A 12,021-nucleotide genomic window follows, 5' to 3' on the forward strand; every position below is an offset into this window, starting at 1 on the left:
CCCTTGAAATTATCCTAAAAATGTCTGCTCAGTCGCCCAGCGTGGCGGCATAGCCCTGCGCGTCAAGCAACGATACGAGCTCTGCGGAATCGCTTATACGCAACTTTACGACCCAGCCGTCGCTGTAGGGCGCGTTATTCACTGTTTCAGGCGCCCCTTCCAAAACCTCATTCACTGCGACCACCTCGCCTGAAACGGGCGCATAAAGATCAGATGCCGCTTTCACCGATTCCACGACGGCAAACTCCTTGCCACGCTCAACCTGGCTTCCCATTTCAGGCAGTTCTACATAGACCACGTCACCCAACAAGGTCTGAGCGTGATCAGTGATACCCACGGTCACAGTGCCATCACCGTTATCAAGAACCCATTCGTGGGACGCGGTATATTTCAAATTCGACGGTAGTTCACTCATATTTAATCCCCCGGAAACGCTTGATTGCGGGTCAGAACCCGAAAAAATTGATACGCTAGAAATAATTCTAGTCGAACTAACAAAAAATTTCCTATAAGAAATTTTTGTTCAAACAGCTTAGGAACCGATGCGATGTCCGATCAAACTGATTTTCTTCCAAAAGATGATGAGAAATCCAGGCTCACACATACACGTTCCGATGAAGTGGTTGAACCATTGCAATTAGGCAAACGCTTGCGCGAAATTCGCCTGAGTCAAAACCTGACACTTGAAGAGGCGGCAAAACTGACGGGGCTTGCACGCTCCACGCTTTCAAAAATTGAAAACGAACAGATCTCGCCCACCTTCATGGCCGTCACGAAACTGGCACGCGGGCTGAATATCGATATGCCGCAACTATTCACGCGCCCGAAGCAACCGCGGCAAATGGGCGGGCGACGCGATATCACCCTGAAAGGGCACGGCAAGCTGCATCCCACACCCACTTACGAGCATGAGCTGCTGGCTACCCAACTTACCACCAAGCGCATGATTCCGTACAAAACAACGGTTCGTGCTCGGTCGTTCAATGATTACAACGACTGGGTGCGGCACGACGGCGAGGAGCTGCTTTACGTCCTGTCGGGCAAGGTTATGCTGTACACCGAGTTTTACGAACCCATTGAGCTTCAGGAAGGCGACAGCGCTTATTACGACTGTGAAATGGGACATGCATTGATTTCAACCAGCAAGGACGATGCGGTCGTTTTATGGGTGACAGCATGGCAAAAAAACACGTAGAATATTTCTATTATTGGAAACTTATTCTCTAATGAAAAACATCCCCTCAAGCCCTGCTGTCAAACACCTTCCTCTTCACAACCTGCATGTTGCCGCAGGCGCACGCATGGTGGAATTCGCCGGATGGCACATGCCGGTGCAATACCCGGCGGGTATCAAGCAAGAGCACCTGCATTGCCGCACCCAGGCCGCTTTATTTGATGTGTCTCATATGGGTCAACTGCGATTGAATGGCAAGCGCGTCGACCGCGCCCTTGAGCACCTTACCCCGGCCGACATCGTTGACCTTCCGTTAAACCAGCAACGTTATGCGCTGCTCACTAGCGCCGAAGGCGGCATTCTTGATGATTGCATGGTAAGCCGCTACACCGATTATCTTTACATGGTAGTGAACGCCGCACGCCGCGAACACGACATTGCTTATTTAAAAGCCAACCTGGGAGAGGATATCGCCGTTGAAGAAATTCATGATCGGGCTCTGTTGGCGCTTCAAGGCCCCCTGGCCGCCACCGTGTTGGCACGACTCCAGCCCGAAGTACAACACATGCGTTTCATGGCATCGCACGCAATAGAGATAAATGGGGCGCAATGCTATGTCAGTCGTTCAGGGTACACCGGTGAAGATGGTTTTGAAATTTCCATACCCATTGCTGCCGCCACACAGTTCGCCGAACAACTATTGGTGCAAGAAGAAGTTGCGTGGGCCGGGTTAGGCGCACGCGATGCTTTACGATTAGAGGCCGGCTTATGCTTGTACGGCCACGATATCGACACACACACCACCCCTGTCGAAGCTGGGTTGAGTTGGTCAATTGGTAAAGCACGTCGACCTGGCGCAGCCCGTGAAGGCGGCTTTCCCGGCGAGCAACATATTTTGGGCGAACTCGTTAACAAAAGTGCAGCACGAAAGCGGGTTGGGCTTGTAGTACAAGGCCGCGCGCCCGTGCGCGAAGGCGCCGCCTTATACGATCAAAACAACAACCGTGTCGGCCATGTCACTTCAGGTCTGTTCAGCCCCACGCTGGAACACCCTATTGCGATGGCTTACGTTCAAACGCATGTAGCCAAAGCACAAACATATTTACTGGCAGAGGTACGTGGCAAACAATTACCTGTTACGGTTGTTTCTTTGCCCTTTGTTCCTCACCACTACCACCGATAGTTAAGACTTTTCAGTGAGATGACGCGCAACCAGCAACATGCCAAAAGGTTGCAATATTTTTGGCATTAGTATTTGATACAGTCTTCGTAGGTATCATTCACATCGCGTTAAAAGGAAAGTCATGAAAGCCAACGGCGCCACACCCTCTAGCCAAAGCCTGCTAGGCGATGCCAGCCTGAACCGTGCCACCGCCTTTTCAATCGACGAGCGAAAACAATATGGTCTGCTAGGCCTGCTTCCCGAAAAAGTCGAAACTGAAGACGAACGACTCGCTCGCGTATTACGCCAGCTCGAAGAGCAAGACAACGACCTGGCATGCTACGAGTACCTTTCATCGCTGCACGACATGGACGAAACTCTGTACTTCAAAACGCTCATGTCCGATCCAGCACGTTTCATCCCTTTGGTTTACACCCCCACTGTGGGTGAGGCGTGCCAGAAATTCGATCATATTTTCCGCCGCCCCCGTGGTTTATATCTTCCCATCAACCGTCAAGACGCGCTTGATGAAATGTTAGGTAACTGGGTTGAACACGACGTTCGCTTTATCGTGGTCACCGACGGCGAACGTATTCTGGGTCTGGGCGACCAGGGTATTGGAGGTATGGGCATTCCTATTGGAAAGCTCTCGCTATATACCGCATGCGCCGGTGTTCCACCAAAATATACGTTACCCATTACGCTTGATGTCGGCACAAACAACCAGGCTTTGCTTGATGACCCTTTGTACCTTGGCCTCAAACATCCCCGTATTACGGGCCAAGCCTACGACGATTTCATTGAAGCGTTCGTACAGGCGGTACAACGCAAATTTCCGAAGGCATGCATTCAGTTCGAAGACTTTGCCTTTCCACACGCAGCACCCATTTTGGCCCGTTATCGCGACAAGGTTTGCTGCTTTAATGACGACATTCAAGGTACCGCGGCAGTGGCACTGGCCGGCATCAGTACTGCACTGCGCATCACCGGTAAAACGCTGAAAGAACAACGCGTGCTGTTTTTCGGTGCAGGAACGGCAGGCGCCGGTATTGCAGGCCTTATCAAGAAAGCACTCGTTATGGAGGGGCTGTCGGAAGATGAAGCCGGAAAAGCGTGCTGGCTGTTTGATATTAACGGTTTGTTGCAATCGAAACGAACCGATCTGGCCGATTTCCAGCAACCCTTTGCCCACGATCACGAACCTGTCAACGACTTTGTGGAAGCCATCAAGCAAATACGCCCAACGGCCATTGTCGGCGTTTCGACCGTTGGCAAAGCATTTAATCGTGCCGTCATTGAAGCTATGGCGCAAATCAATGAGCGGCCAATTATTTTCCCGTACTCGAATCCCACCAGCCACTCCGAATGTTCGGCCGAAGACGCTTATCAGTGGTCCGAGGGACGAGCTGTTTTTGCCAGCGGCAGCCCCTACCCGCCGGTGCATTACGGCGGCCGCACGTTTGTGCCCGGCCAAGGCAACAACGTTTATATTTTCCCCGCTATGGGCATGGCCATATACGCCACCAGCGCCACGCGCGTAACCGACGAAATGTTCATTGTCGCAGCCCGCGCCTTGTCGGAACAGATCACCCAAGGCTATCTTGATTCCGGCTTAATCTACCCGCCCCAAAAAGAAATTCTACCTGCGTCGCTTAAAGTGGCGGCAAAAATTGCAGAATACATTTTTGACCACGGCATGGCCCGGGTTGAGCGCCCGTCCGACATCAACGCCTACATTGAGCAGATGTCGTACAAGCCCGACTATCTGCCACTACACAGCGCGTAACTGCAGCAAATAACTTTCCACTTTCAGCACTTGGCCTGCATTTATCGGCCAAGTGCATTCTCCATTTCCAAGGACGTCTGATGCTACACGTTATCTATGCCGCGCTCGGGCCGATTATTTTTGGGCTTATTGTTGGTTGGATTTGCGGTTTCTACAATATTTTCAAACAAGACACCACACAAGTATTTGCAGATTTCGTTGTAAAAATTGCGTTGCCTATTGCGCTTTTCCTGGCCGCTATTAATACGTCTTCCAGTGTGATCCTGAACGTCGACTTTATGTTGGCGCTGGCCGTTGGTTTAATTGTCACTTTCGTCATCGGTTTGGTGGCCGGTAAATTCCTTTTCCGGCACAACCGCAAAGACACCACGCTCCAAGCCCTTACCGTGTCTTTCCCGGATATGGCTTACTGCGGCCCACCCGTCCTACTGGCTACGGTTGGCTCATCAGGCCTAATCGCCATGGTCATTGGCAACCTTATTTATGCCGTGATCATTTTGCCGATCGCCATCATTTTGCTCAGCGGCCATAACCAGAAAGGCGGTGCTGCACAGCAAATAAAAAATGCAGTCAAACAGCCTTTGGTCATCCTGCCGATTCTGGGCGCCGTTCTGGCTTTACTGGGCGTGAAACTACCTACGGTTGTTGCCGCCTCGATTAACGAAATCGGTGAAACCGCCGGCGGCGTGGCGCTGTTTTTCCTGGGTTTACTGTTGTCGCACACCCGTTTTTCCATTAATTTCGAAATTGCTTTCAACGTCATTATCAAGAACGTTTTGCAAGCTGCGCTCATTCTGACCACAGGGATCATCATCGGCCTGGAGGGTGATCTGCTGAAGGCCGCTTTCCTCATAGGGGTGCTTCCCACAGCAACAGCCGTTCCAGCGCTGGCCACAGGCCACCAGGCATACGAAAGCCAAGCTGCTGCAACTGTGTTCATTAGCACGATCGCCTCACTTATTTCCATTATTGCCGGCATTGCTATTGTTGAGTCGCTTTAACTACCCCCGGTAGCGCGTTTGCTTGTGGTGATTGCACACGCGCCATGTCCTGGCTAATCGCCTCAGCCGCATCGGCGAGTTGTTGCAAAGCCATAGAAGGCACAACGCGGCCTGACACTGAATGCGGCTCGTTCATCGAATACCGCTCGTTATTTGTGTCAACCACTACGTCTTGCACCTCAAGCAACTTTTTCGCATCTAACAAAGCACGCTTGATTTCCTTCGTAGCAGTTGGCTTTGACTCGGCCGTTGCGACAACATGCATTACCTGCATGGCCAGAACATGATTCTGAATCATGACATGATTAAAGATCACTGCCTGTTGTTGATGACGCATCGGCTCATTCATCATGCGATAAAACGAGGCCGAAAAACGGCTTAAGGCAGCGTACACAGCGCGCTCCGCCATACTCCAGCTTTTACGCGCCTGATCTGCAGTATCGTGTTGCGCCTCTATTACGACGATTGCTGCTTTTAGCAATCGAATATTTGCCGCTGTCAATTCATTTGCAAGCCCAGGTAAAAATCGCACCTCCCAGGTCGGCAAAATATAGCTGCATAAAAGTGCCACTGCACACCCGAGCACCGTATCAACAAACCGCGCGCCGACAACAACATCGCCACCCGGACTCAGAAGATGGAACGCCGCGAGCACCAACACCGTATTGCATAAAGCCGACACAAGATAGTTAACCTGGATGAAGGCATAACCTAAAACACCAAACAAGAACAACACGGCAAGATACAACGCGGTATCCTGAATTAAATGAAACAACACCAAGGCAACGCCACATCCAATCAGCGTCCCTGCCAGGCGCCAGCCATTACGCTGATGCGTAAGGGCAAAGCCGGGTTTCATCACCACAATAACCGTCAGTACGACCCAATACCCATGTGTGCCGATCGCCTTCAGGGCGTCATCTTGAAACGTCTGAGCCATGGCATACGACACGGACATTGCCAACAGAACAGCCACTGTCACGCGCAAAGCATGACGGAAACTGGGCGCACTTAAACGCAAACTGCCCAAATAAAGCCCTAAACGCCAACGCTCTTGCGCAATAGGCGGCCTCGAATAAGCCGATGTCGGACTGACGGGCACCACGGTATTCGAAGATGAGTCGCGATTGGCAGTGTGTTGGGCAAGTTCATTCAACATTACCTGTGCGCGGCAAAAGCGCTCATATACTTGCTGCAAGACTACGGAAGCATTGCTTTTTTCCGGGCTGTATTGTTCGTTTGAGCTTTCTTTAAGCGCACGCCGAATCATTTCCATTGAGGCGGGCGCCAGGGGCTCGGCATAGGTTGCACGATTTCGGGCAATGTTTAGGGCAAGTCGCGCCATTCGATCAGCCATCTTCATCAACGTATCGTGCATGGCATTCAACACAACAGGCTCATGCAGGTCGTTTCGTATAGAGGAGAAGTCAGTTCTGGTGTCAACGAAGTTGGTTAATAATCGTTGTAAGGTATTGACTAAAATCGCTGGACAACGATCATGATCAAGCGTTTGCACCGCATCCACGACAGCCGATTGCGCCCGGATCAAGCCACGGTAGGCCACATCGAGATCTTGTCGGTTATCATAGAGCGCAGCCCGCGACCGCAAATAATCAGCCATCGAAAAAAAGGCGGCCGCCAGGGTCTCTCTTACTTCACGCGCCCGAAAGAATCGCCTTACGACAAGGCTATAGAAAAAATAAAAACCACCCCCTCCCAGTAAATAGCCTGAATAGGCAAAAACTTCGGAAAGGGTCATCGGCGCTCGCATTGTAAGCGTCATAATCAACAAACTCACAAACCCCAATAAACCGCCGCGCACCCCATACACTGCCAACATGGAAAACAAAAATGTCAGTACGGGAACGACCATCCACATTAGCAGGGAATGCGCTGACACCAGGCCGGTGATAAATGCTGAAACCACGCTAAAGCTCATCGCAAGCAGCATGGCGTTTCGCGTTTGTGGCTGCCCACCAGCTGCTTGATCGACAATCGCAACACACAAGGCGCCAATCGACATCGTCAACCCAGCCGAATATGAGTGCCCTGACGCCACAATAACGACTGCAGGCGTCAGAGCCCCAACGGCTTGACGCACCCCTGTCAATAAATAATGGCTGTAGAGAAACCGCTGAATATCACGCCAGTGAATCAAACCTGCACCATCCTTTGTTAAGGCTCTGTGTTGCTCTGACGGCGATGATAACTGATCGTATTCAATATGTTTGATATCGCACACGCAAAAAAACCTGGCCCCGGCAATATGCGCCGAAACCAGGTTTTAACAGTGCGATCAAGCTGCGCTATTTAAATTTCTTTGGGAAACGGCAGCGTGCGCACTCGCTTGCCAGTTAATTTCGCCACTGCATTAGCGACGGCCGGAGCAACCGGCGGCAGGCCTGCCTCCCCAATTCCCCCCGGAGCGTTGTCAGTTGGAATGACCTTGACATCAACCAATGGCGTTTGGTTCGCACGCAGCAAATTATATTGATGGAAATTGGTTTGCTGTGCCTGCCCACCTTTGTACACCAATTTTTCATCTAGCAAGGCCGACAACCCAAACAACGCAGACCCTTCAATTTGGCTGGCAATATTACGCGGCGAAACAGCATGCCCGCAATCAACAGCCGCCCAAATATGATGTACCACCGGCTTGCCCTCGCTCATGGAGACCTCAACCACCATGGCGACGAAAGAAGTCCAGGTGTCGGAGAATGCCAGGCCCAATGCACGGCCTTCCGGGCGCGGCTTTTTCCACTCGGCCATGGCAGCCACTTCCTCTAGTACTTTTTGAGCACGGGGTTGCTCTTTTGTCAGGGCAAGACGCAATGCCAGCGGATCCTGATTCGTTTGCCCGGCAATTTCGTCAATAAAGGCCTCGATTGCAAATTTGGTGTAGCCGGCCCCGACTCCACGCCAAAATGATACATCCAACCCACGCTGTTCCAGACCATGCTCGAACAGTTGACCGGGAATGGCGTAAATGGTGTCAGCCCCTTCCATAACGGGCGCATCTTTATTACCTGACGCTTTATACGCCTTAGGATTGAAACGGGCGTAAATCCCTTCCGAAATCACACGTTGATGCCAGCCAACGATATTTCCTTTGTCATCAAGACCGGCCACAATATGCTGAGCAGTGAGTGGACGGGGGCGAGAACGCAGAAAATCGTCTTCGCGTGTCCATAACACATGCACTGGAATACCGGGCATGGCTTTTGCCAGAAACACTGCATCGGCGGCATAATCGGCTTCAACCCGGCGCCCGTAACCACCCCCCAGGTAAGTAATATTCACCTGAATGTTCTCCGGTTTAAAGCCCCCCACAGCGGCGGCCGTACCGGTAACAATACTGGCTGATTGGGAAGGCACCCAAAAGGTAATCTTGTCGCCGTTGACCATCGCTATGCAGTTCATCGGTTCCATGGTGCATTGGGCTACGTGCTGTGAGGTGAATGTGGCGGACACGGTACGAGCAGCGCCTTTCAGCTCAGCCGCAACGTCCCCCTCTTTGTGCCAAACATCGCCGGCTTCATCGACTTTCTCAGCACGGGCAACAAACTCTTGCAATGCAACATCACTGTCGTAAGAGCGGGTTTTTGATGTTTTCGTCCAAGTAACCTGCAGCAGGTCCCGCGCTTTCTTTGCCGTGGCAAACGTATCGGCCACAACCGCAACCCCATACGGCAACGTCACAACCTTTTGCACCCCTTTTACTGCTTTGGCTTTAGTGTCATCAACCTTTTCAGGTTTCTCGCCCTGCACAGGCGTGCGCATCACGGCGGCCCAGACCATACCCGGTACTTTGGCATCGATACCAAAATCGGCTTTCCCGCTGGATTTGGCGGGCACATCAACGCGAGGCTGGTTTTTACCAATAATGCGGAACTCCGACATGGGTTTGAGCATGTTTTTGTCGACTGCCGGCACTTGCACTGAATCGCCGGCTTGAGCGGCCGCCTCACCGTAAGTCATTTGACGTTTGCTCGCTCCATGCTTCAACACACTGTTTTCAGCCACAACTTCATTAGCGGGGACAGACCACGCCTTCGCCGCAACGTTAATTAAAGCCAATTTGGCCTGTAAACCCGCCAAACGCATCACGTCGTAATAACCAACCACCGTGCGCGAGGAGCCCGTAACCAGACCACCGCCAAAGCGCGGATTGCCAAAAAGCTTGGCATTACTGGGCGATTTTTCGACGCTGACGGTCGACCAATCCAGCTCCATATCTTCTGCCAAAATGGCGGGAAGCGATGTCATGGTGCCCTGCCCCATTTCAGAAGCGGGCGAGTAGATAAGTGTTTTGTTGTCTGGTGAGATAACAACCCATGCAATCGGGCTAAACGTGTCGCCGTTTTTAGAGTCTTGGGCAGCCTGAACGACATTGAGCAAACCGTGACTGCCTAGCATGACACCCACCATCGTGGCGCCACTGCCAACCAGGAAAGACCGACGAGAAACAGATTTCAATTCCATGGTGCCCCCTTATGACAACGCTTTTTGCGCGTTAACAACGGCCGACGCGATTTGGTTATAGGTGCCACAACGACAAAGGTTACCCGACATACCGTCGAGCACTTCCTCACGTGTTAATGGGCCTTTTGCATTTTTAATAACGCCGGCGGCCGACATAATTTGCCCTGACTGACAATAACCACATTGCGCCACCTGGGCCTCTACCCAAGCCTGCTCGATGGCTTTGCCCTGTTCAGTTTCCATAAAGCCCTCTATAGTCGTAACGGCCTTACCTTTAGCGGCTGAAACCGGCATGACACAAGACCGCATAGGCTGACCATCGATATGCACGGTACAGGCACCGCATTGCGCCATGCCGCAACCAAATTTCGTGCCGGTCAGGTCGAACTGCTCGCGCAGGACCCACAACAAAGGGGTATCTTCGGCAACGTCGGCTGAAACCGACTTGCCATTCAAATTGAAGTTCACCATGAATGTTTTCTCCGTTGCTTTATGTTTATTTTTATGCGTGTTGATATTGATGCGACCCGTATCACTGTAAAACCGATGATTGTAAAAATCATAAATATACGGAATCCTGACATTACCGATTTATTCAACTTTTCGCAAGCGGGAATCATCCGGATGAACCGATAATCCCGTAAACTGTTTCGCGTGTCGCAAACTACTGATACAAGGACATAGATGATGGCCATTACCATTGCAGACTATCTTGCCCAAACACTCACCAATGCAGGAGTTAGCCGGATATGGGGCGTGACAGGCGACAGCCTGAATGGCTTTTCCGACAGCATGCGCAAACTGGGCACGTTGCAATGGATGCACACCCGACACGAAGAGGTGGCCGCGTTCGCAGCCGGTGCTGAAGCTGCGGAAACAGGGCAACTGGCGGTATGCGCCGGCAGTTGCGGGCCGGGTAACTTGCACCTGATTAACGGTTTATACGATTGCCATCGCAATCGTGTGCCCGTTCTTGCCATTGCGGCTCATATCCCCTCAACGGAAATCGGCCTGGGATATTTCCAGGAAACCCACCCTCAAGAATTGTTCAAGGAATGCAGCCATTATGTCGAGCTGGTGAATGACCCGGCGCAATTCCCCCGCATACTGGAACGGGCCATGCAAGCGGCCATACGCCGACGCGGCGTTGCCGTGATCGTGCTACCGGGTGATGTTGCGCTAAAACCTGCACCCAGCCAAGCCAAACCGATTAATGCCGCCAGGCCGGCCACCGTAGTGCCCGCTGCAGGTGATATCAACCAGCTTGCCCAACTGCTTAACGACTCCGAGGCCGTCACACTGCTGTGCGGCAGTGGATGCGAAGGCGCGCACGATGAAGTTGTGGCACTGGCCGATGCCCTTGGCGCACCCGTCGTACATGCACTGCGAGGCAAACAATTCATTGAGTACGATAACCCCAACAGTGTCGGCATGACGGGGCTCATTGGCATTAGTTCTGGTTATCACGCCATGGAACAATGCGATACGCTCGTCATGCTGGGTACCGACTTTCCTTACCGGCACTTTTATCCTTCGCGGGCACGCGTTGCGCAAATTGACATCAACCCGGAGGCTCTGGGCAAGCGTGTTCCAGTAGAACTTGGTATCAACGCCGATGTTCGCGCCTCTTTAACAGCGCTGCTGCCAAACATTAAACGAAAAGAAAATCATACATTTCTAAACAAAGCACTCAAGCATTATCAAGCGGCGCAAAAAGAGCTGAACGAGTACGCCCGACCGGCCGCCGATAACGCCGCCATTCATCCTCAGTACCTCACTCACCTGATCAGCGAACGCGCGGCCGACGATGCCGTGTTCACGGTCGATGTCGGTACCCCTACCCTATGGGCCGCACGTTATCTGAAAATGAATGGCCGCCGACGGCTGCATGGCTCTTTCAACCACGGCTCAATGGCCAATGCCCTGCCCCAGGCACTGGGTGCGCAAGCCGCCAACCCGGGGAAACAGGTTATTTCCCTTTCCGGTGACGGCGGTTTGTCGATGCTGCTGGGCGACTTACTTTCTGCACGACAACTGAACTTGCCGGTGAAAATTGTGGTTTTCAACAACAGCTCGCTCGGTTTTGTTGCAATGGAAATGAAAGCGGCCGGCTATGTTGATACAGGCACCGACTTCATCGATACGAATTACGCGGATATTGCCAAAGCAGCCGGCCTTGACGCAATGCGTGTTACCGAATCGTCGGCCTTACCCGACACAATTGACCGTTTTCTGGCATTACCCGGGCCGGCGCTTCTGGATGTAGTCATCGATAAGCGCGAACTTGCGATGCCACCCAAAATTACGCTGGAACAGGCTAAAGGTTTCAGTTTGTATATGTTGCGTGCTGTGTTAAGCGGAAAAGGCAACGAAGTGGTGGAAATTGCCAAAACCAACCTGCGCTAGGCCGGCTTGA

Annotated in this window: 9 protein-coding genes; 5 read left to right on the forward strand and 4 right to left on the reverse strand. The window is 52.2% G+C overall.

What is annotated here, in order from left to right:
- Positions 1-28: 28 nt before the first annotated feature.
- Positions 29-415 carry a glycine cleavage system protein GcvH gene (gene gcvH / locus G9Q38_RS00240; RefSeq protein WP_166126570.1) on the reverse strand — a complete coding sequence of 129 codons (387 nt, stop codon included), beginning with the start codon at positions 413-415 and terminating at the stop codon, positions 29-31.
- A gap of 132 nt (positions 416-547) precedes the next feature.
- Between gcvH and G9Q38_RS00245 the strand changes: the two genes are divergently transcribed.
- From G9Q38_RS00245 to G9Q38_RS00260, 4 genes are all read left to right on the forward strand, one after another.
- Positions 548-1,195: a helix-turn-helix domain-containing protein gene (locus G9Q38_RS00245; protein ID WP_114419509.1), complete on the forward strand. Its 648-nt coding sequence runs from the start codon at positions 548-550 to the stop codon at positions 1,193-1,195.
- A 31-nt stretch (positions 1,196-1,226) separates the two neighbouring features.
- Entirely contained in the window at positions 1,227-2,357 is a 1,131-nt protein-coding gene (gene gcvT, locus G9Q38_RS00250) for a glycine cleavage system aminomethyltransferase GcvT (protein WP_166126573.1), read from the forward strand.
- Positions 2,358-2,478: 121 nt separating this feature from the next.
- Entirely contained in the window at positions 2,479-4,122 is a 1,644-nt protein-coding gene (locus G9Q38_RS00255; protein WP_166126575.1) for an NAD-dependent malic enzyme, read from the forward strand.
- 80 nt (positions 4,123-4,202) lie between these two features.
- Positions 4,203-5,123 (forward strand): AEC family transporter, encoded by a 921-nt coding sequence (locus tag G9Q38_RS00260; protein ID WP_205962318.1) that lies wholly within the window; start codon positions 4,203-4,205, stop codon positions 5,121-5,123.
- Here the strand turns inward: G9Q38_RS00260 and G9Q38_RS00265 are convergent.
- From G9Q38_RS00265 to G9Q38_RS00275, 3 genes are all read right to left on the reverse strand, one after another.
- On the reverse strand, positions 5,104-7,281 hold the full coding sequence (locus G9Q38_RS00265) for an FUSC family protein (RefSeq protein WP_166126578.1): 2,178 nt from the start codon (positions 7,279-7,281) through the stop codon (positions 5,104-5,106). The genes G9Q38_RS00260 and G9Q38_RS00265 overlap by 20 nt on opposite strands.
- Before the next feature lie 152 nt (positions 7,282-7,433).
- Entirely contained in the window at positions 7,434-9,605 is a 2,172-nt protein-coding gene (locus G9Q38_RS00270; RefSeq protein ID WP_166126581.1) for a xanthine dehydrogenase family protein molybdopterin-binding subunit, read from the reverse strand.
- A 9-nt stretch (positions 9,606-9,614) separates the two neighbouring features.
- Positions 9,615-10,076: a (2Fe-2S)-binding protein gene (locus G9Q38_RS00275; RefSeq protein WP_166126584.1), complete on the reverse strand. Its 462-nt coding sequence runs from the start codon at positions 10,074-10,076 to the stop codon at positions 9,615-9,617.
- Positions 10,077-10,292: 216 nt separating this feature from the next.
- Between G9Q38_RS00275 and poxB the strand changes: the two genes are divergently transcribed.
- Entirely contained in the window at positions 10,293-12,011 is a 1,719-nt protein-coding gene (gene poxB, locus G9Q38_RS00280; protein ID WP_205962346.1) for a ubiquinone-dependent pyruvate dehydrogenase, read from the forward strand.
- Positions 12,012-12,021 lie beyond the last annotated feature (10 nt).

The organism is Pusillimonas sp. DMV24BSW_D (genome assembly GCF_011388195.1).
In the GTDB taxonomy this organism is placed as follows: Bacteria; Pseudomonadota; Gammaproteobacteria; order Burkholderiales; family Burkholderiaceae_B; genus Neopusillimonas; species Neopusillimonas aestuarii.

Excerpts from the sequence above, each read along its gene's own strand:
- gcvH (WP_166126570.1), bottom strand. The coding sequence starts at position 415 with ATGAGTGAACTACCGTCGAATTTGAAATATACCGCGTCCCACGAATGG.
- G9Q38_RS00245 (WP_114419509.1), top strand. The coding sequence starts at position 548 with ATGTCCGATCAAACTGATTTTCTTCCAAAAGATGATGAGAAATCCAGG.
- gcvT (WP_166126573.1), top strand. The coding sequence starts at position 1,227 with ATGAAAAACATCCCCTCAAGCCCTGCTGTCAAACACCTTCCTCTTCAC.
- G9Q38_RS00255 (WP_166126575.1), top strand. The coding sequence starts at position 2,479 with ATGAAAGCCAACGGCGCCACACCCTCTAGCCAAAGCCTGCTAGGCGAT.
- G9Q38_RS00260 (WP_205962318.1), top strand. The coding sequence starts at position 4,203 with ATGCTACACGTTATCTATGCCGCGCTCGGGCCGATTATTTTTGGGCTT.
- G9Q38_RS00270 (WP_166126581.1), bottom strand. The coding sequence starts at position 9,605 with ATGGAATTGAAATCTGTTTCTCGTCGGTCTTTCCTGGTTGGCAGTGGC.
- G9Q38_RS00275 (WP_166126584.1), bottom strand. The coding sequence starts at position 10,076 with ATGGTGAACTTCAATTTGAATGGCAAGTCGGTTTCAGCCGACGTTGCC.
- poxB (WP_205962346.1), top strand. The coding sequence starts at position 10,293 with ATGGCCATTACCATTGCAGACTATCTTGCCCAAACACTCACCAATGCA.